The 19,308-nt window shown below is 53.4% G+C and carries 18 protein-coding genes; 16 read left to right on the top strand and 2 right to left on the bottom strand.

Annotation, left to right across the window (positions count from 1 at the left end):
• Positions 1-638: 638 nt before the first annotated feature.
• From OGY18_RS10245 to mgtE, 6 genes are all read left to right on the top strand, one after another.
• Positions 639-1,763, top strand: coding sequence for a porin OmpC (locus tag OGY18_RS10245; RefSeq protein WP_003834654.1), 1,125 nt, complete (start codon positions 639-641; stop codon positions 1,761-1,763).
• A gap of 115 nt (positions 1,764-1,878) precedes the next feature.
• The gene (apbE, locus tag OGY18_RS10240) at positions 1,879-2,931 is read left to right on the top strand and encodes an FAD:protein FMN transferase ApbE (RefSeq protein ID WP_286552902.1); all 1,053 of its coding nucleotides are present in this window, start codon (positions 1,879-1,881) and stop codon (positions 2,929-2,931) included.
• Between the two features lie 79 nt (positions 2,932-3,010).
• Positions 3,011-4,075, top strand: coding sequence for a bifunctional DNA-binding transcriptional regulator/O6-methylguanine-DNA methyltransferase Ada (ada, locus tag OGY18_RS10235; protein ID WP_063940546.1), 1,065 nt, complete (start codon positions 3,011-3,013; stop codon positions 4,073-4,075).
• On the top strand, positions 4,075-4,725 hold the full coding sequence (alkB, locus tag OGY18_RS10230) for a DNA oxidative demethylase AlkB (RefSeq protein ID WP_003834647.1): 651 nt from the start codon (positions 4,075-4,077) through the stop codon (positions 4,723-4,725). Before ada ends, alkB begins: the two co-directional genes overlap by 1 nt.
• Before the next feature lie 75 nt (positions 4,726-4,800).
• Positions 4,801-6,444 (top strand): multidrug ABC transporter permease/ATP-binding protein, encoded by a 1,644-nt coding sequence (locus tag OGY18_RS10225; RefSeq protein WP_286552900.1) that lies wholly within the window; start codon positions 4,801-4,803, stop codon positions 6,442-6,444.
• 105 nt (positions 6,445-6,549) lie between these two features.
• Positions 6,550-7,986, top strand: coding sequence for a magnesium transporter (gene mgtE, locus OGY18_RS10220; protein ID WP_008785304.1), 1,437 nt, complete (start codon positions 6,550-6,552; stop codon positions 7,984-7,986).
• Here mgtE and OGY18_RS10215 read toward each other — a convergent pair.
• Complete coding sequence (locus tag OGY18_RS10215) at positions 7,949-9,196, bottom strand: SulP family inorganic anion transporter (RefSeq protein ID WP_149335126.1); 1,248 nt, start codon at positions 9,194-9,196, stop codon at positions 7,949-7,951. The genes mgtE and OGY18_RS10215 overlap by 38 nt on opposite strands.
• Positions 9,197-9,474: 278 nt before the next feature.
• Between OGY18_RS10215 and mqo the strand changes: the two genes are divergently transcribed.
• Positions 9,475-11,136: a malate dehydrogenase (quinone) gene (gene mqo, locus OGY18_RS10210; RefSeq protein ID WP_286552898.1), complete on the top strand. Its 1,662-nt coding sequence runs from the start codon at positions 9,475-9,477 to the stop codon at positions 11,134-11,136.
• Positions 11,137-11,232: 96 nt separating this feature from the next.
• On the opposite strand, the gene eco is transcribed toward mqo, so the two are convergent.
• On the bottom strand, positions 11,233-11,730 hold the full coding sequence (eco, locus tag OGY18_RS10205) for a serine protease inhibitor ecotin (RefSeq protein WP_032934607.1): 498 nt from the start codon (positions 11,728-11,730) through the stop codon (positions 11,233-11,235).
• 413 nt (positions 11,731-12,143) lie between these two features.
• Between eco and napF the strand changes: the two genes are divergently transcribed.
• From napF to ccmB, 9 genes are read left to right on the top strand one after another with little or no spacing between them, the layout of a single operon-like run.
• Entirely contained in the window at positions 12,144-12,635 is a 492-nt protein-coding gene (gene napF / locus OGY18_RS10200) for a ferredoxin-type protein NapF (protein ID WP_003027564.1), read from the top strand.
• Positions 12,625-12,888: a chaperone NapD gene (gene napD / locus OGY18_RS10195; RefSeq protein WP_003027560.1), complete on the top strand. Its 264-nt coding sequence runs from the start codon at positions 12,625-12,627 to the stop codon at positions 12,886-12,888. The genes napF and napD overlap by 11 nt, the downstream gene beginning before the upstream one ends.
• A complete protein-coding gene (gene napA / locus OGY18_RS10190; RefSeq protein ID WP_008785300.1) occupies positions 12,885-15,371 on the top strand; it encodes a nitrate reductase catalytic subunit NapA in 2,487 nt (828 codons plus the stop codon). Before napD ends, napA begins: the two co-directional genes overlap by 4 nt.
• Before the next feature lie 6 nt (positions 15,372-15,377).
• Positions 15,378-16,073 (top strand): ferredoxin-type protein NapG, encoded by a 696-nt coding sequence (gene napG, locus OGY18_RS10185; protein WP_003834629.1) that lies wholly within the window; start codon positions 15,378-15,380, stop codon positions 16,071-16,073.
• Entirely contained in the window at positions 16,060-16,923 is an 864-nt protein-coding gene (gene napH, locus OGY18_RS10180; protein WP_286552894.1) for a quinol dehydrogenase ferredoxin subunit NapH, read from the top strand. The genes napG and napH overlap by 14 nt, the downstream gene beginning before the upstream one ends.
• Complete coding sequence (gene napB, locus OGY18_RS10175; protein ID WP_003834627.1) at positions 16,920-17,369, top strand: nitrate reductase cytochrome c-type subunit; 450 nt, start codon at positions 16,920-16,922, stop codon at positions 17,367-17,369. The genes napH and napB overlap by 4 nt, the downstream gene beginning before the upstream one ends.
• 9 nt (positions 17,370-17,378) lie before the next feature.
• Entirely contained in the window at positions 17,379-17,981 is a 603-nt protein-coding gene (gene napC / locus OGY18_RS10170; RefSeq protein WP_003027548.1) for a cytochrome c-type protein NapC, read from the top strand.
• Positions 17,982-18,001: 20 nt separating this feature from the next.
• Complete coding sequence (gene ccmA, locus OGY18_RS10165) at positions 18,002-18,622, top strand: cytochrome c biogenesis heme-transporting ATPase CcmA (protein ID WP_057066517.1); 621 nt, start codon at positions 18,002-18,004, stop codon at positions 18,620-18,622.
• Positions 18,619-19,278, top strand: coding sequence for a heme exporter protein CcmB (ccmB, locus tag OGY18_RS10160; RefSeq protein ID WP_003027542.1), 660 nt, complete (start codon positions 18,619-18,621; stop codon positions 19,276-19,278). Before ccmA ends, ccmB begins: the two co-directional genes overlap by 4 nt.
• Positions 19,279-19,308 lie beyond the last annotated feature (30 nt).

Raw genomic sequence — 19,308 nt, 5'->3', positions numbered from 1 at the left:
GCCTGATTTTGTTACAGCCATTACGATGCAAAGGTGTACAGAAGATAAAGGCGGGTACAAATATTCGTACGGAATGTATACATTTAGCATTAAATAACAAGAAATTATTTATCAAACTTATATCTGATCGTGACGCCCGAGATAGTTAATAGTCGTTATAGTTTTGCATCGGTAGCACGGAAAGGTAAGTTTTGTGTAAAGAAGGGTAAAAAAAAACCGAACGCAGAGCATTCGGCTGAAATAGGGGTAAACAGACATTCATAAATGAATGACGGTAATAAATAAAGTTAATGATGATAGCGGGTCTATTTTAGTTGCGAGTGAAGATTTTGTTTTGTCATTCAGTGCTATAAGATTTTTTTGTGTAATGCATTGATTTTAAAGATCATTAAAATGATTCTTGATTATTTGTGCTTATTTTTTCTGTTTTTTGATTTTAAAAAAGTTCCCTCATATTAATATTTTGAAACATCTATACCGATAAATGAAACACCTTAAAAGTTTTAGTATCATATTCGTGTTGGATTATTCTGTGTTTTTGCGGAGAATGAAGTTGCCGACTGGTTAATGACCTTAATCAGTATGCAGTGGCATAAAAAAGCAATAGCAATAAAGGCATATAACAGAGGGTTAATAACATGAAAGTTAAAGTACTGTCCCTCCTGGTACCAGCACTGCTGGTAGCAGGCGCAGCGAATGCGGCTGAAATTTATAACAAAGACGGCAACAAATTAGATCTGTACGGTAAAGTCGACGGTCTGCACTATTTCTCCGACAACAAAGGTGATGATGGTGACAAGACTTACATGCGTATCGGCTTCAAAGGCGAAACTCAGGTTAACGACCAACTGACCGGTTACGGCCAGTGGGAATACCAGATTCAGGGTAACCAGAGTGAAGCGAGCAACGACGCCTGGACGCGTGTGGCATTCGCGGGTCTTAAATTCGCTGATGCAGGTTCTTTCGACTACGGTCGTAACTATGGCGTGACATATGATGTAACGTCCTGGACCGACGTTCTGCCGGAGTTCGGCGGCGACACCTACGGTGCTGATAACTTCATGCAGCAGCGTGGTAACGGTTATGCGACCTACCGTAACACTGACTTCTTCGGATTGGTTGATGGCCTGAACTTTGCCCTGCAGTACCAGGGTAAAAACGGCAGCGTAAGCGGTGAAAACGTAGGTGGTCGTAGCCTGCTGACCCAGAATGGCGACGGTTATGGCGGATCTGTGACCTATGATATCGGCGCTGGCTTTGGTGTTGGTGGTGCTATCACGACGTCTAAACGTACTGCTGATCAGAATGCTGTTGGCGTGTACGGTAGCGGTGACCGTGCAACGGTTTATACCGGTGGTCTGAAATACGATGCTAACAACGTTTACCTGGCAGCACAGTACTCCCAGTCCTATAACGCAACCCGTTTCGGTACCTCTAATGGTAGCAACCCGACTGCTGCATATGGCTTCGCGGATAAAGCACAGAATTTTGAAGTTGTGGCACAGTACCAGTTCGATTTCGGTCTGCGTCCATCCGTCGCTTACCTGCAGTCAAAAGGTAAAGACATCAGCAATGGTTTCACCAACTACGGTGACCAGGATATCGTGAAATATGTTGATGTTGGCGCAACCTACTACTTCAACAAAAATATGTCTACCTATGTTGATTACAAAATCAACCTGCTGGATGACAACAACTTCACCCGTGATGCTGGCATTGCTACCGATGACATCGTAGCGCTGGGTCTGGTTTACCAGTTCTAATCTGCGCTCATGTCGTTAAAAGGCCCTGCGGGGCCTTTTTTAATGTCGTTTTTCCGCCGTACAAACAACGATTTTTGGTGTACTCTTGCGCCCGTTCGCATGAGGATAATTACGTATGGAAATGAATTTTTATCGCGCAGCACTGCTGGCTGTGACCATCTTTTTTGTCGGGTGCGATGAGGCCTCGAAACCTGCTCAGACCACAATTCCTGCCACGGTTCTGGAAGGTAAAACGATGGGCACTTTCTGGCGGGTCAGTATGGTAGGCGTAGATGCCAAACGCGCAAGGGAACTGCAGGCCAAGATCCAGACTCAGCTTGATGCCGATGATCAACTGCTCTCTACCTATAAAAACGATTCTGCGTTAATGCGCTTTAACCTGTCGAAAAGTCTGTCGCCGTGGCCGGTTAATGACGCCATGGCGGATATCGTGACTTCGGCGCTACGCATTGGTGCAAAAACCGATGGGGCCATGGATATCACCGTGGGGCCGTTAGTCAACCTGTGGGGCTTTGGCCCGGATCAGCAACCGTTGCATATTCCCACCCAGGGGCAAATTGACGCTGCAAAAGCGCAAACCGGGCTTTCTCATCTGAAAGTCATGAATGAAGCGCATCAGAACTACCTGCAAAAAGACTTGCCGGATCTGTATGTTGATCTCTCAACCGTTGGCGAAGGGTACGCCGCCGATCATCTGGCTCGATTGATGGAGCAAGAGGGGATCGCCCGTTATCTGGTTTCCGTTGGTGGTGCGCTAAACAGCAGGGGAATGAATGCTGAAGGGCATCCGTGGCGAGTGGCAATCCAGAAACCCACCGATCGTGAAAACGCGGTGCAGGCGATTGTCGACATTAATGGGCATGGCATTAGCACCTCCGGCAGCTACCGGAACTATTATGAGCTGGACGGTAAGCGCCTTTCCCATGTTATCGACCCGCAAACCGGTCGCCCGATCGAACATAATCTGGTATCCGTAACGGTGATTGCGCCAACGGCGCTGGAAGCCGATGGCTGGGATACAGGATTGATGGTGCTCGGCCCGGAAAAGGCCAAAGAAGTCGTGCGTCGTGAAGGGCTGGCGGTCTATATGATTGTGAAAGAGGGTGAGGGGTTTAAAACCTGGATGTCGCCGCAGTTTAATAGCTTTCTGGTCAGCGAAAATAATTAAAAAGCAAGATTGCGGGTTTTTATGCCCGACGATGGGGACACACTGAGGCTAAGCGCTATGCTTAACAAAGGAGTCCGAAATGAAAAATCGTTTACGCATCACTGACGATGACCGTTGGCAGTCCGTTGTGGATCGAGACGTTGACGCCGACGGTCAGTTTGTTTTTGCCGTCCAGACTACCGGTATTTTCTGCCGTCCGTCCTGTCGGGCAAAACATGCGCTGCGCAAAAATGTCCGTTTTTTCGCCGATGCCCAGCAGGCACAGGATGCCGGGTTTCGCCCCTGTAAGCGCTGCCAGCCTGATAAAGACAGCGCGCAACAGCATCGGCTGGACAAAATTGCCCGCGCCTGTCAGTTGTTGGAGCAAGAGTCACCTCTTACGTTGGACGAGCTGGCACAGCAGGTGGCAATGAGCCCGTATCACTTGCATCGTCTGTTCAAAGCCACGACGGGCATGACCCCGAAAGTGTGGCAACAATCATGGCGTGCTCGCCGTCTGCGTGATGCCCTGGCGAAAGGTGTTCCGGTTACACAGGCGATTCTCAATGCCGGATTCCCCGACAGCAGCAGCTACTACCGCAAAGCCGATCAAGCATTAGGCATGACGGCAAAGCAATTTCGTAAAGGTGGCGACAACGTTTCTGTACGCTATACCCTCGCAGATTGCGCTCTGGGCCGTTGTCTGGTGGCGGAAAGCGAGCGGGGTATCTGCGCGATCTTGCTTGGCGATGATGACGCTACGTTGGTTGCGGATCTTCATGCGCTGTTTCCCGCTGCGCAGGATGTTCCTGCAGAGGCCAATTTTCAGCAGCGCGTGCGCGAAGTGATCGTTGCGATCAACTCGCGTGACGCGTCGCTATCGCTACCCCTGGATATCCGGGGCACCGCATTTCAGCAGCAGGTGTGGCAGGCGCTGCGCACAATTCCGTGCGGCGAAACAGTGAGCTACCAACAGCTGGCCAGCGCCATCGGCAAACCGAAGGCGGTGCGCGCGGTGGCCAGTGCCTGTGGGGCCAACAAACTGGCGATTGTTATTCCGTGTCACCGGGTGATCCGTGGCGATGGCGCACTTTCGGGCTACCGATGGGGTATTGCGCGCAAGGCGCAGTTACTGCAACGGGAAACTACTGGCGAGGAAACATAATGCTCGATCTCTTTGCGGATGCGAAACCCTGGCAGGAGCCGCTGGCGTCAGGTGCGGTTATTCTGCGACGTTTCGCTTTTGACTCTGCGCCCTCTTTACTGCAGGCGATAGCGGCTGTCGCCAGACAGTCGCCGTTTCGCCAGATGGTGACGCCCGGCGGCTATACAATGTCGGTGGCGATGACCAACTGCGGCCATCTGGGCTGGACGACGGATCAGCATGGCTATCTTTATTCTCCGTTTGATCCACTCACCGGCACGCACTGGCCGCCGCTGCCGGATGCGTTCGCTGATCTGTGCCAACAGGCGGCGACGGCGGCGGGCTATGCTGATTTTCAACCCGATGCCTGCCTGATTAACCGCTACACGCCAGGGGCAAAACTGTCCTTACATCAGGATAAAGACGAGCCCGACCTGCGGGCGCCGATTGTCTCTGTATCGCTGGGGCTACCAGCCATCTTTCAATTTGGCGGCTTGCGCCGTAATGACCCTTTAAAGCGTTTACTGCTGGAACACGGCGATGTCGTGGTGTGGGGCGGTAATTCGCGGCTGTTTTATCATGGGATCCAGCCGCTTAAAACAGGGTATCACCCATTAACCGGAGACTGTCGTTACAACCTGACGTTTCGTCTGGCGGGTAAAAAAGAATAAAAATAAGAATTATTATTGCTGTCAGCGAAGAGATGTTTAAACTGCGGGCTGTTATTACTTGTCCGGGTTGTGTGCATGGAACTTTTACTTCTTGTCTGGCGGCAGTATCGCTGGCCATTTATCAGCGTGATGGCGCTCAGCCTCGCCAGCGCCGCGTTGGGGATTGGGCTGATTGCGTTTATCAACCAGCGCTTGATCGAAACGGTCGACACCACGCTGATGGTGCTACCGGAGTTTCTTGGCCTGCTGCTGTTGTTGATGGTTGTCACCCTCGGTTCTCAGCTGGCGTTGACCACGCTGGGTCACCACTTTGTCTACCGCCTGCGTAGCGAATTTATCAAACGAATTCTGGATACTCACGTCGAGCGTATTGAACAGCTTGGCAGCGCCTCGTTGCTGGCCGGTTTAACCAGTGATATCCGCAACATCACCATCGCCTTTGTTCGTCTGCCTGAACTGGTACAGGGGATTATCCTGACCATCGGATCGGCGGCGTATCTGGCGATGCTGTCGACCAAAATGCTGCTGGTAACGGCAATCTGGATGGCAATCACCATCTGGGGCGGATTTGTGCTGGTGGCGCGGGTGTATAAACACATGGCCACCTTGCGCGAAACTGAAGACAAGTTGTACAACGATTATCAGACGGTGCTGGAAGGGCGCAAAGAGCTGACGCTTAACCGCGAGCGCGCCGAGCATATCTTTAATCAGATGTACGTCCCGGATGCCAAAGAGTATCGCCACCATATTATCCGTGCCGATACCTTCCACCTGAGCGCGGTTAACTGGTCGAACATTATGATGCTGGGTGCCATTGGCCTGGTGTTCTGGATGGCTAACAGTCTGGGATGGGCTGATACCGCCGTGGCAGCGACCTATTCTCTGACGCTGTTATTCCTGCGAACGCCGCTGCTCTCTGCCGTTGGCGCGCTGCCGACGCTGCTTACCGCGCAGGTGGCGTTCAACAAACTGAATAAATTCGCACTAGCATCTTTTAAGGCCGAATTCCCACGCCCAACCGCGTTTCCCAACTGGCAAACGCTGGAGTTGCGCAACGTGGTTTTCCACTATCAGGATAATGCGTTTTCCGTAGGTCCGGTGAATCTGACGATTCATCGCGGTGAACTGATCTTCCTGATTGGCGGCAACGGTAGCGGGAAATCTACGCTGGCGATGTTACTGACCGGTCTATACCAGCCGCAGTCAGGCGAGATATTGCTTGATGGCAAGAGCGTCGCTGTTGAAAAACCGGAAGACTATCGCAAGCTATTCTCCGCCGTGTTTACCGACGTCTGGCTGTTCGACAAACTGCTGGGGCCGGAAGGTAAAGAGGCTAATCCTCAGCTGGTCGCGAAGTGGCTGGAACATCTGAAGATGGGTCATAAGCTGGAGCTGAGCGATGGCCGTATCCTCAATCTGAAGCTGTCGAAAGGGCAGAAGAAACGCGTGGCGCTGCTGCTGGCCCTGGCGGAGGAGCGCGATATCATTCTGCTGGATGAATGGGCTGCCGATCAGGATCCCCATTTCCGCCGCGAGTTCTACCAGGTCCTGTTACCGCTGATGCAGGAAATGGGGAAAACCATTTTCGCCATCAGCCACGATGATCACTATTTTATTCACGCCGATCGCCTGCTGGAAATGCGTAACGGACAGTTGAGTGAACTGCTGGGCGATGAGCGTGACGCCGCCTCGCGCGACGCGGTGGCTCGCACAGCCTGAACCTTCGTGCCGCCGGTTTTTTAGCCACCCGGCGGCACTGTTTATTGTTATTTACATAAATCGGCATCATGATTAATGATATTTCATATCATGGATTTATGATTAATGTCCGTAATAAACAAAAACAGCGCCAGACTGCGTGATGAAGAGCGTGCGCGCCTCATCTGGCTGCTGACCACTGATAAAGCCATTATTTCAACGCTGTTGGGCAAGCTTACCCTGGCTGAGCAATATGACGTCGGTACGTTAGCCGACGATATTGCTGAGGTAGGGGCGCTGGTGGCTCACCTGCCACCGCCTGACCTTGCCGATACCCTCGAAGCTTTGCCCTCAGAAGAGCGCCACGCCCTGTGGCGACTGGTCGAAAATGAAAAGCGCGGTAACGTCTTGCTTGAGGCGTCTGAAAACGTCTGGGACGACCTGATCGATGAGATGAGCGACCGCGAGCTGCTGGATGCGCTGCAATACCTCGATATTGATGAACAGATTTACCTTGTTCAACATTTGCCTCGTAACCTTACCGGTCGTCTGCTGGCGACGTTACCGGCAGAGGAGAGGACGCGCGTCCGCCAGGTGCTGCACTATGAGAAGAATAGCGTCGGCGCGATCATGGAGTTCGAAGTCATCACCGTGCGTCCGGACGTGACGCTGGAAGTGGTGCAACGCTACCTGCGGCGGCTGGGGAAAATGCCGGAGAACACCGATAAACTTTTCGTGACCGATCGCAATAAAGTGCTGGTTGGCGAACTGACGCTAACCTGCATTTTGCTCAATGACGTGCAGCGAAAAGTCAGCGAGGTGATGGAAGATGACCCGCTCACCTTTTCTCCGGAAGATATCGCCGAAAACGCTGCGCGTACTTTCGAACGTGACAACCTGGTTAGTGCCGCGGTGGTTGACCCTTCCGGTAAACTGATGGGCCGTTTAACCATTGATGAGATCGTTGATGTGGTCTATGAAGAAACCGACACCGATCTGCGTCGAATGGGGGGCTTAAGCGCCGAAGAGGACGTGTTCGCACCTGTTACCAAAGCGGTAAAAACCCGCTGGGCATGGTTGGCCGTTAACCTCTGTACCGCCTTTATCGCCTCGCGGGTGATCGACGGCTTTGAACATACGATTTCGCAACTGGTGGCGCTGGCCTCGTTGATGCCGATTGTGGCGGGTATCGGCGGCAATACCGGGAATCAAACTATCACTATGATCGTCCGCGCGCTGGCGCTGCAAAATATTCAGCCGGGGAACCTGACGTTTCTCATCCTGCGCGAGATGGGCGTGGCGCTAATCAATGGCCTCGTGTGGGGCGGGATTATGGGCGGCATTACCTGGTGGCTGTACGATGATATGGCGCTCGGTGGTGTGATGACTCTGGCGATGATGCTCAATCTACTGATGGCGGCGTTGATGGGGGTTATCATTCCGATGACGATGGTGAAGCTCGGGCGCGACCCGGCGGTCGGCTCGAGCGTCATGATAACCGCTATCACTGATACTGGTGGTTTCTTTATTTTTCTCGGTCTGGCAACGCTGTTTCTGATGTAGTCGCCCGTTTGCGTCTGACGATACGCGGCAGAATGAGCATCGTCATCACCCCGGCAACCACGCCAATCGCCAGGTTGCCGGTTGAGACCGTGGCAGCGACGGTCACCAGCATCACCAGCGTTTCAGTGACGGGGAGATTCCTCAGCGTAGCGGGCTGGATGCTGTGCCAGCTGAAGGTTTTTACCGCCACAATCACCATAATACCTGCCAGCACCGACATGGGTATTTCTGCCATCACTTCGCTTAACCCAGTGACTAACAGGAGCAATACCAGTCCGGCGGCAACCGTCGAGACGCGGCTGCGTCCTTTGCCCATCTCGACGTTAACGATGGTTTGACCAATCATCGCGCACCCGGCGATGCCGCCATAAAATCCGGCCAGAATATTGGCTATCCCCAGCCCGGCACTCTCGCGATTCTTATTCGACGGCGTCATCGTCAGGTCATCCACCAGACGGGCGGTTAACAGCGACTCCATCAAACCAACAAAAGCGATACTCAGCGCGCAGGGCCAGATAATCGCCAGCGTTTGCAGATTGAGCGGAACCAACAACTCGGTGAAACCCGGCAGGCCGCCGCTCATTGAACCTTCATCACCGACGGTCGGTAACAGTTGCCCGCTGGTGACAGTGAACACGGTTAGCAGCACGATGGCGATAAGCGGTGCGGGAATTGCTTTAATAAACCGCGGAACCCACAGCACAATCAGCAGCGTCAGGACAAACAGCCCCCAGATGAGCGGGCTTTTGCCCCAGAAATGCGGGACCTGGGCAAAGAAAATCAATATACCCAGCGCGTTAACAAAGCCGGTCATCACGGCCGTAGGGATGAATCGCATCAGACGTGCCATTCCCAATACACCAAACAGGATCTGAATCATCCCGGCCAGCACCACTGCAGGCAGGATGTATTGCACGCCGTGTTGATGCACCATCGGACCAATCACCAGCGCGACCGATCCTGCAGCGGCGGTAACCATTGCCGGACGACCACCTAAAAAAGACATCGCCAGGCACAGTACGACCGAGGCTATCAGACTGACTTTAGGATCAACGCCTGCGATCACGGAAAAAGAGATCACTTCCGGGATCAGCGCCAGGGCGGTTACCACACCGGCCAGCGTTTCGCGAACCAGCAGACGGGGTTGGCGCAGGACGGCACGGGTCGCGTGTTCAGCGACTGCGGCAGAAGAATGTTGAGTTGCAGACATAGTTACACTCAGGTCAAAAATGGCCTGATACAGCAGACCGACAGGCATCCGTGCGGTGAATAGCAAAGCGCAGCATAGTACCCGTCTGATGGACTGGTTTCCAGAAATGATTGTCAATAACCGTATAAACTATCAACGTATTAATAACATTTTTAAAAATTAAATATAATTTATAAACAATATTTAATTATTTTTACTTAAGTGTTACCGTTGATGCCGCTCGATTTTCACCTGCATTAAAAGCAAAAAAGCGATACTAAAAGTAAGGCATTAACATTATGAAAAAAGTGACTGCCATGCTCTTCACCATGGCTGTAGGGCTGAACGTTGTCTCAATGGCGGCAAAAGCGAAAGCGGCGGAAGAGCAGGAAACGGATGTACTGTTGATTGGCGGCGGCATCATGAGCGCCACGCTGGGAACCTATTTACAGGAGCTGGAGCCGCAATGGTCAATGACCATGGTTGAGCGACTGGATGGTGTAGCGCAGGAAAGCTCAAACGGCTGGAATAACGCCGGAACGGGACACTCCGCACTGATGGAGCTGAACTACACGCCTAAAAAGGCCGACGGTAGCATCAGCATTGAAAAGGCAGTCGAAATTAACGAAGCCTTCCAGATTTCCCGCCAGTTTTGGTCCTATCAGGTCAATAATGGCGTAATGCATGAACCACGCTCGTTTATCACCACCGTTCCGCACATGAGTTTTGTCTGGGGTGACGAGAACGTGAACTTCCTGCGTGCCCGTTACACCGCACTGCAGCAGAGCACGCTATTCCGTGGTATGCGCTATTCCGAAGACCACGCGCAGATCAAAGAGTGGGCGCCGCTGGTCATGGAAGGTCGCGATCCGCAGCAGAAAGTCGCAGCAACGCGTACCGAGATTGGTACTGACGTGAACTACGGCGAAATCACCCGCCAACTGATTACCTCATTGCAGAAAAAGCCCAACTTTGCACTGCAGTTGAGCACCGAAGTACGTGGCTTTAAGCGTAATGCCGACAATAGCTGGACTGTCACAGTCGCCGATCTGAAAAATAACGAAGCGGAACATGATATCAAGGCGAAGTTTGTCTTTATCGGTGCCGGTGGCGCTGCGCTGAAGCTGTTGCAGGAAACCGACATTCCGGAAGCGAAAGGCTATGCCGGATTCCCGGTTGGCGGGCAGTTCCTGGTTGCAGAAAACCCGGATGTGGTCAATCGCCACCTGGCAAAAGTGTACGGCCAGGCCTCCGTTGGCGCGCCGCCGATGTCTGTACCGCATATCGATACCCGTATCCTTGATGGCAAGCGCGTTGTGCTGTTTGGGCCATTCGCGACATTCTCCACCAAGTTCCTGAAAAACGGTTCATTGTGGGATCTGCTCAGCTCGACCACCACCTCAAACTTTATGCCGATGGTCAACGTGGGTCTGGATAACTTCGATCTGGTGAAATATCTGGTGAGCCAGGTGATGCTCAGCGACAACGACCGTTTTGCTGCGCTGCAAGAGTACTATCCGCAGGCGAAAAAAGAAGACTGGCGTTTATGGCAGGCCGGCCAGCGTGTGCAGATCATCAAAAGCGATGCGGAGAAGGGCGGCGTGCTGCGTCTGGGCACTGAAGTCGTCAGCGATAAAGAAGGCACGATTGCTGCGCTGCTGGGAGCTTCTCCGGGCGCATCTACCGCGGCACCGATTATGCTGCATCTGATGGAAAAAGTGTTTAAAGATAAAGTAGCCAGCCCCGAGTGGCAGGCGAAGCTGAAAACCATTATTCCGTCTTATGGTACTAAGCTGAACGGTAACGTTGAGGCTACGGAACAAGAGCTGCAGTACACCAGTGAGGTTCTGGGTCTGAAATATGACAAGCCGCAGGTTGCTGATGAAGCGCCGAAACCACAGCTGAAACCTCAGGCACAACCGCAGCCTGAACAGAAAGCCGTCGCGGATATCGCGCTGTAAAATAAAATGCCGGATGGCGCTGCTGCGCTTATCCGGCATGGTTCATGCGTCTGTAGGCCGGATAAGGCGGTATGCCGCCATCCGGCACATTCTCACTTAGCGCGCGACTGCGTCCTGAATTTTGTCTTCCGCTTTCCAGATACGGTATTTAACGTCCACGTTTTCCGGGGTATAGACCACAATCGGCAACTTGCTGTTATAACGCAGCATACCGTCATCACCCAGATGCGCAGTAATGAATTTCTTCTCTTTCTTACCGTCCGGGCAGGCCATCATGGTTGAAACCGGAGACGTAACTTTGTCAAAGACATAGTAGTCATATCCCCAACCTTCCAGCGTTTTGCTGTCCAGTTCTCCGCCCAGGCGGTGTTGGTTACAGTCAACTTCTAGCGTTTGTCCGATCAGCAGTTCTACTTTCAGAGTAGATTCATCTTTCTCAGGGGTAAGCTGGATAACCTGGCGCTTCATACCCTTTTCCGCCTTAGGATAAGGGGCGACTTTTTCCAGCGGCTGAGCGGCGGTTTCGTTACTGGCAGCCCATGCAGAGGTGCTGGCAAAGGCGGCGAAAAGTACGGCAGGGACAATTGTCTTCATCTTATTGTTCACAGTGTTTCCTTTCTTCTGTCTTATGAACGAGTCTGTAGCAGGTTAACATATTTGGATAATCTATTAATCTGGATTTACTTATATTTAAAGTGTATTAGATAGAGGTTTACTATCAAGGTAGCGATATATTCCAGGAATTATCCTAATATTGAGATCTTTGTCTTTTTAAATAAATCGTTATATACATTGTTATATAACTCATTGAAATGTGAGCAAAAGCGCATTTTTTCCCGCCAACTCAACACTCTTTTGATCCGGCAACAGCATTTACCCCAATTGGGGTATGCACCTCTAACACATCCTGAAATATCTTACGGCTAAAAATAACTACTCATAAATAGTGCAGTTTTTTATGTCGTTCAACCCGCCGAGGGAGGGCGTCATTATGGAAGGACAATGTCATGGTTGATTTATCCCGTCGAGGCATGTTGACAGGCAGTTGGCGAAACGCCAGCGCAGGGATCCGTCCGCCGTGGAGCAAGGAAGACTCTCACTTTCTGGCTCATTGCCTCCGTTGTGACGCCTGCATCCAGGCGTGCGAAACCGACATCCTGCAGCGAGGCCAGGGTGGTTACCCGAGCGTAAATTTCAAACACGGCGAGTGCAGCTTTTGCTATGCCTGCGCAGAAGCCTGTCCCGAATCACTTTTTCTTCCGCGCCACACCAGGGCATGGGATCTGAATTTTACGATTGGGGAAAACTGTCTCGCACATCAGTCCGTTGAATGTCACCGCTGTCAGGATAGCTGTGAGCCCATGGCAATAACCTTTCGCCCCACGCTTTCCGGCATTTATCAGCCGCAGCTCGACAATCAGGACTGTAACGGATGTGGCGCCTGTGTCGCTATCTGCCCGGTATCAGCCATTAACGCGGAGTACAACCATGGACAATAACTGGCAGGTCTGCAGCCTGGTCGTTCAGGCCAAAAGCCAGCATATCAACGATATCGCCACGCAGTTGCGTTCCTTTCCCGGTTGCGAAGTTGCACTCAGCGATGTGGAAAGCGGTCAGCTGATTGTGGTGGTTGAAGCTGAGCAAAGTGAAACGCTAATGAAAACAATTGAGTCAGTGCGCAACGTTGCGGGCGTGCTGGCGGTGTCGCTGGTTTATCACCAGCAGGATGAGCAAGGTGAGGAAACACCATGAAACTCAGTCGTCGTAGCTTTATGAAAGCTAACGCCGTTGCGGCCGCTGCGGCGGCTGCCGGGTTAAGCGTGCCGGGCGTAGCCCGCGCGGTAGTCGGTCAGCAAGAAGCCATCAAATGGGACAAAGCCCCGTGCCGTTTTTGCGGGACGGGCTGTGGCGTATTGGTCGGAACGCAGCAAGGGCGTGTTGTGGCATGCCAGGGCGATCCGGATGCGCCGGTTAACCGTGGGCTTAACTGCATCAAAGGTTACTTCCTGCCGAAAATCATGTACGGAAAAGACCGTTTAACGCAGCCGATGCTGCGCATGAAAGACGGCAAATATCACAAAGAAGGCGAGTTCACCCCGATTAGCTGGGACCAGGCCTTTGACGTGATGGAAGAGAAATTCAAAACGTCGATGAAAGAGAAAGGCCCGGAGTCTATCGGTATGTTCGGCTCTGGTCAGTGGACGATTTGGGAAGGTTATGCCGCTGCCAAATTGTTTAAAGCGGGTTTCCGTTCCAATAACATCGACCCGAACGCACGTCACTGCATGGCGTCAGCGGTAGTCGGCTTTATGCGTACCTTCGGTATGGATGAACCGATGGGCTGCTATGACGATATCGAACATGCCGATGCCTTCGTCTTGTGGGGCGCGAATATGGCGGAGATGCACCCGATCCTGTGGTCGCGCATCACCAACCGTCGTCTGTCCGATCCTAATGTTAACGTCGCGGTTCTCTCCACCTTCCAGCACCGCAGCTTTGAGCTGGCGGATAACGGTATGGTCTTCACACCGCAAACCGATCTGGTGATCCTCAACTACATCGCGAACTACATCATTCAAAACAATGCGATTAACCAGGATTTCTTTAGCAAGCACGTTAACCTGCGTAAAGGCGTGACGGACATCGGCTACGGTCTGCGTCCAACCCATCCGCTGGAAAAAGCGGCGAAAAACCCGGGATCCGATGCCTCTGAACCGATGAGTTTTGAGGATTACAAAGCCTTCGTTGCTGAGTACACGCTGGATAAAACGGCCGAAATGACCGGCGTACCGAAAGATCAGCTGGAACAGCTGGCGCAGCTGTATGCCGATCCGAAGAAAAAAGTTATCTCCTACTGGACGATGGGCTTTAACCAGCACACCCGCGGCGTGTGGGCCAACAACCTGGTCTATAACCTGCACCTGCTGACTGGCAAAATCTCCCAGCCAGGCTGCGGCCCGTTCTCTCTGACCGGCCAGCCTTCCGCGTGCGGCACTGCGCGTGAAGTCGGTACGTTCTCTCACCGTCTGCCTGCGGACATGGTGGTGACGAACGAAAAACACCGCGATATCTGCGAGAAGCACTGGAACATTCCGTCAGGGACCATTCCGGCAAAAGTTGGTCTGCACGCCGTGGCGCAAGACCGCGCGCTGAAAGATGGCAAGCTCAATGTCTACTGGGCGATGTGTACCAACAACATGCAAGCTGGTCCGAACATCAACGAAGAGCGTATGCCGGGCTGGCGCGATCCGCGCAACTTCATCATCGTCTCCGATCCGTACCCGACGATCAGCGCCCTGTCGGCTGACCTGATCCTGCCGACCGCGATGTGGGTAGAGAAAGAAGGCGCCTACGGGAACGCGGAACGCCGTACGCAGTTCTGGCGTCAGCAAATTAAAGCGCCGGGCGAATCGAAATCGGATCTGTGGCAACTGGTGCAATTTTCTCGTCGCTTCAAAACAGAAGAAGTGTGGCCGGAAGAGCTGCTGGCACAAAAACCGGAACTGCGCGGTAAAACGCTGTATGACGTGCTGTTTGCTACACCAGCAGTAACGAAATTCCCAGTTACTGAACTGGCTGAAGATCAACTGAACGATGAATCCCGTGAGCTGGGCTTTTACCTGCAAAAAGGGTTGTTCGAAGAGTACGCCTGGTTTGGCCGCGGCCACGGGCACGACCTTGCGCCATTTGACGATTACCACAAAGCGCGCGGTTTACGCTGGCCGGTCGTTGAGGGTAAAGAGACCCAGTGGCGCTACAGCGAAGGCAACGACCCTTACGTGAAAGCAGGTGAAAGCTACAAGTTCTACGGTAAACCGGACGGTAAAGCGGTTATCTTCGCGCTGCCATTTGAACCTGCTGCTGAAGCGCCGGATAAAGAATATGACCTGTGGCTGTCCACCGGACGTGTGCTGGAACACTGGCATACCGGCAGTATGACGCGTCGTGTGCCTGAACTGCACCGTGCTTTCCCGGAAGCCGTGCTGTTTATCCATCCGTTGGATGCAAAAGCACGCGATCTGCGTCGTGGCGATAAGGTCAAAGTGATTTCCCGTCGTGGCGAAGTGATTTCGATTGTTGAAACACGTGGGCGTAACCGTCCGCCACAGGGGCTGGTATACATGCCGTTCTTCGACGCCGCACAGCTGGTGAACAACCTGACGCTGGATGCGACGGATCCGCTCTCCAAAGAGACGGATTTCAAGAAGTGCGCCGTGAAACTGGCGAAGGTGTAACGCGTTATGTCCCGGTCAGCAAAACCCCAAAATGGCCGCCGCCGCTTTCTGCGCGATATGGTTCGCGCAGCGGGCGGGCTGGCCGTCGTTGGCGTGGCGCTGGGGTTGCAACAACAAACCGCACGCGCAACCGGCGTGCGGTTGCGCCCGCCAGGTGCACTGAGCGAGGAGGCATTCGCCAGCGCCTGCGTACGTTGCGGTCAGTGCGTTCAGGCGTGTCCGTATGACACGCTGAAACTGGCAACGTTGGCCTCCGGGCTGGCGGCCGGTACGCCGTATTTTGTCGCCCGTGATATTCCCTGCGAAATGTGTGAGGACATTCCGTGTGCCAAAGTCTGCCCGAGCGGCGCGTTGGACAGGGAAATTGAATCCATTGACGATTCGCGTATGGGGCTGGCGGTACTGCTGGATCACGAAAACTGCCTCAACTATCAGGGATTACGCTGCGACGTTTGCTATCGCGAGTGCCCGAAAATCGATGAGGCGATCACCCTGGAGCTGGACCGCAACATGCGTACCGGCAAGCATGCGCGTTTTATTCCGACCGTGCACAGCGATGCCTGTACCGGCTGTGGGAAATGCGAAAAAGTCTGCGTACTGGAACAGCCAGCAATAAAAGTGCTGCCGCTGTCGTTGGCGAAAGGGGAGTTAGGACACCATTACCGCTTCGGTTGGCTGGAGGGGAACAATGGCAAATCGTAAACGTGATGCCGGGCGTGAAGCGCAGGCAAAAAAAGGATGGTGGAAGAGTCATCGCTGGCTGCTGCTGCGTCGTTTGAGTCAGTTTTTGATACTGGCGATGTTCCTCAGCGGCCCGTGGCTTGGCGTGTGGATCCTGCATGGCAACTACAGTAGCAGCCTGTTGCTGGACGCTATCCCGTTCACCGATCCGCTGATTACTCTGCAAAGCCTGGCCAGCGGGCATCTGCCGGCGACGGTGGCGTTAACGGGAGCAGCTATCATCACGGTGCTGTATGCCCTGGCCGGTAAGCGACTGTTTTGCAGTTGGGTTTGTCCCATGAACCCGGTTACCGATTTAGCCAGCTGGTTGCGCAGAAGGTTTGACCTGAATCAGTCCGCAACCCTGCCGCGCCATATACGGTACGTCCTGCTGGTGGTTATCCTGGTCGGTTCCGCCCTGACCGGTACGCTGCTTTGGGAGTGGATAAACCCAGTTTCTCTGCTTGGACGGAGCCTGGTAATGGGATTCGGTAGCGGAGCGCTGCTGATCCTCGCGCTGTTTTTATTTGATTTACTGGTCGTTGAGCATGGCTGGTGCGGGCATCTTTGCCCACTGGGTGCGCTGTATAGCGTGGTGGGTAGTAAAGGTGTATTAACCGTTTCGGCAAAAGAACGTAACAGATGTAACCGCTGTATGGATTGTTTTCATGTTTGCCCGGAACCGCATGTGCTACGTGCGCCGGTGCTGGATGAGCAAAGTCCGGTGCAGGTAACCAGCCGCGATTGCATGGCCTGCGGTCGCTGTGTGGATGTCTGTTCTGAGGATGTTTTTACAATAACAACACGATGGAGTTCGGGAGCGAAATCATGAAAAGCCATGACCTGATTAAGACGCTGTGTCAATGGACGGCCCTGCTTGCCCTGGTCGTCAGTGGGGCCGTTTGGGCTGCAAATGGAGTGGATCTGAGCCAGTCACCGGAAGTCTCAGGAACACAGGAAGGGGCGATTCGCATGCCGAAAGAGCAAGAGCGCATGCCGCTGAACTATGTGAATCAGCCGCCGATGGTTCCGCATAGCGTTGAAGGGTATCAGGTGACGACTAACACTAACCGCTGCCTGCAATGCCACGGTGTGGAAAGCTATCGCACTACCGGTGCGCCGCGAATCAGTCCGACGCACTTTATGGACAGCGACGGTAAGGTATTGGCTGAAGTTGCGCCGCGTCGTTATTTCTGCCTGCAATGTCACGTTCCGCAGGCTGACGCCGCGCCGATTGTTGAAAATACCTTCACCCCCTCGAAAGGTTACGGGAAATAAGAGGTCATTATGGAAAATTCTAACCGTAAACCAGGCTGGATTAAGCGCGTCTGGCAATGGTGGCGTCGCCCCAGCCGTCTGGCGCTCGGCACGCTGTTGTTAATCGGCTTTGTGGGCGGCATTATTTTCTGGGGCGGCTTTAATACCGGTATGGAAAAGGCCAATACAGAAGAGTTCTGCATTAGCTGTCACGAAATGCGCAATACGGTATACCAGGAATACATGGAAACCGTACACTACAACAACCGCAGTGGTGTGCGAGCGACTTGCCCTGATTGCCACGTCCCGCATGAGTGGGGCCCGAAAATGATTCGTAAGATCAAGGCCAGTAAAGAGCTGTACGCGAAAGCACTGGGGCTGATAGATACACCGCAGAAATTTGAAGATCATCGTCTGACGATGGCGCAAAATGAGTGGCGGCGTATGAAAGATAATAATTCGCAAGAGTGCCGAAACTGTCACAACTTCGAGTTTATGGATTTAACCGCCCAGAAAGGCGTTGCGGCCAAAATGCACGACCAGGCCGTGAAAGACGGGCAAACCTGTATTGACTGTCATAAAGGGATAGCGCACAAACTGCCTGATATGCGCGAAGTCAAACCGGGCTTTTAACAGGATGTAGATAACCAGGTATGCTTGAAGCCAGAGAATTACTTTGCGAGCGGGATGACAGAATACTGTTCAGCAATCTGTCATTTCGCGTCAACGCAGGGGAATGGGTACAAATTACCGGCAGCAACGGCGCAGGGAAAACTACTCTGCTGCGGTTGCTTACCGGGCTGGCGCGTCCCGATGCAGGGGAGGTTTGCTGGCAAGAGCAGCCGCTGCATCACGTGCGGGACAACTACCATCAGCAACTGCTGTGGATCGGACATCAGCCGGGGATAAAAACCCGGCTTTCGGCGTTGGAGAACCTGCGTTTCTTCCATCATGACGGCGACATTGCACAGTGTCTGGCTGCGCTGGCGCAGGCGGGACTTGCCGGATATGAAGATATCCCGGTGAACCAGCTCTCCGCCGGACAACAGCGGCGTGTGGCGCTGGCCCGTTTGTGGCTGACCCGCGCCCGGCTGTGGATCCTCGATGAACCCTTTACCGCCATTGATGTGAACGGCGTTGAGCGACTGACTCAGCGTATGGCGCAGCATACAGAGCAGGGTGGTATTGTTATTCTCACCACCCACCAACCGCTCAATGTCGAAACCGATAAAGTGCGACGTATTGCGCTGACCAGCGAGAGGGCAACGCAATGATGTGGCGAATCTTCCGTTTAGAACTGCGAGTTGCGTTTCGTCATAGTGCGGAAATCGCCAATCCTTTATGGTTCTTCCTGATTGTTATTACGCTGTTCCCCCTGAGCATTGGGCCGGAGCCACAGCTGCTGGCGCGCATTGCGCCGGGCATCATCTGGGTTGCGGCGCTGCTGGCGTCATTGCTGGCGCTGGAGCGCCTGTTTCGTGATGATCTGCAGGACGGCAGCCTTGAGCAACTGATGCTGCTGCCGCTGCCGCTGCCGGCCGTGGTGCTGGCAAAAGTGATGGCGCACTGGGTCGTGACCGGCCTGCCGCTGCTGATCCTCTCGCCGCTGGTGGCGCTGCTGCTGGGCATGGATATGTACGGCTGGAAAATTATGGCGCTGACCTTGTTACTTGGTACTCCGACGCTGGGTTTTCTCGGCGCGCCGGGTGTGGGGTTGACGGTGGGATTAAAGCGCGGCGGCGTGCTGTTAAGCGTGCTGGTGCTCCCGCTCACCATACCCTTACTGATTTTTGCAACCGCCGCGATGGATGCGGCTTCTATGCACTTACCGGTTGAAGGGTACATGGCAATTCTGGGTGCGTTGCTGGTCGGCAGCGCCACGTTAAGCCCGTTTGCCACAGCCGCTGCGTTACGGATAAGCGTGCAGTAACGAGAATTAGATGTGTAGGCCGGGCAAGGC

The sequence above is a fragment of the Citrobacter sp. Cpo142 genome (genome assembly GCF_030332425.1).
In the GTDB taxonomy this organism is placed as follows: Bacteria; Pseudomonadota; Gammaproteobacteria; order Enterobacterales; family Enterobacteriaceae; genus Citrobacter; species Citrobacter portucalensis.
This window is presented reverse-complemented; position numbering and strand designations above follow the sequence as displayed.

Coding starts and splice junctions, on each gene's coding strand:
- ccmA (WP_057066517.1), top strand. CDS start 18,002: ATGCTTGAAGCCAGAGAATTACTTTGCGAGCGGGATGACAGAATACTG.
- mgtE (WP_008785304.1), top strand. CDS start 6,550: ATGTCCGTAATAAACAAAAACAGCGCCAGACTGCGTGATGAAGAGCGT.
- napD (WP_003027560.1), top strand. CDS start 12,625: ATGGACAATAACTGGCAGGTCTGCAGCCTGGTCGTTCAGGCCAAAAGC.
- napG (WP_003834629.1), top strand. CDS start 15,378: ATGTCCCGGTCAGCAAAACCCCAAAATGGCCGCCGCCGCTTTCTGCGC.
- ada (WP_063940546.1), top strand. CDS start 3,011: ATGAAAAATCGTTTACGCATCACTGACGATGACCGTTGGCAGTCCGTT.
- ccmB (WP_003027542.1), top strand. CDS start 18,619: ATGATGTGGCGAATCTTCCGTTTAGAACTGCGAGTTGCGTTTCGTCAT.
- napA (WP_008785300.1), top strand. CDS start 12,885: ATGAAACTCAGTCGTCGTAGCTTTATGAAAGCTAACGCCGTTGCGGCC.
- mqo (WP_286552898.1), top strand. CDS start 9,475: ATGAAAAAAGTGACTGCCATGCTCTTCACCATGGCTGTAGGGCTGAAC.
- napB (WP_003834627.1), top strand. CDS start 16,920: ATGAAAAGCCATGACCTGATTAAGACGCTGTGTCAATGGACGGCCCTG.
- OGY18_RS10225 (WP_286552900.1), top strand. CDS start 4,801: ATGGAACTTTTACTTCTTGTCTGGCGGCAGTATCGCTGGCCATTTATC.
- napH (WP_286552894.1), top strand. CDS start 16,060: ATGGCAAATCGTAAACGTGATGCCGGGCGTGAAGCGCAGGCAAAAAAA.
- apbE (WP_286552902.1), top strand. CDS start 1,879: ATGGAAATGAATTTTTATCGCGCAGCACTGCTGGCTGTGACCATCTTT.
- napF (WP_003027564.1), top strand. CDS start 12,144: ATGGTTGATTTATCCCGTCGAGGCATGTTGACAGGCAGTTGGCGAAAC.
- OGY18_RS10215 (WP_149335126.1), bottom strand. CDS start 9,196: ATGTCTGCAACTCAACATTCTTCTGCCGCAGTCGCTGAACACGCGACC.
- alkB (WP_003834647.1), top strand. CDS start 4,075: ATGCTCGATCTCTTTGCGGATGCGAAACCCTGGCAGGAGCCGCTGGCG.
- OGY18_RS10245 (WP_003834654.1), top strand. CDS start 639: ATGAAAGTTAAAGTACTGTCCCTCCTGGTACCAGCACTGCTGGTAGCA.
- eco (WP_032934607.1), bottom strand. CDS start 11,730: ATGAAGACAATTGTCCCTGCCGTACTTTTCGCCGCCTTTGCCAGCACC.
- napC (WP_003027548.1), top strand. CDS start 17,379: ATGGAAAATTCTAACCGTAAACCAGGCTGGATTAAGCGCGTCTGGCAA.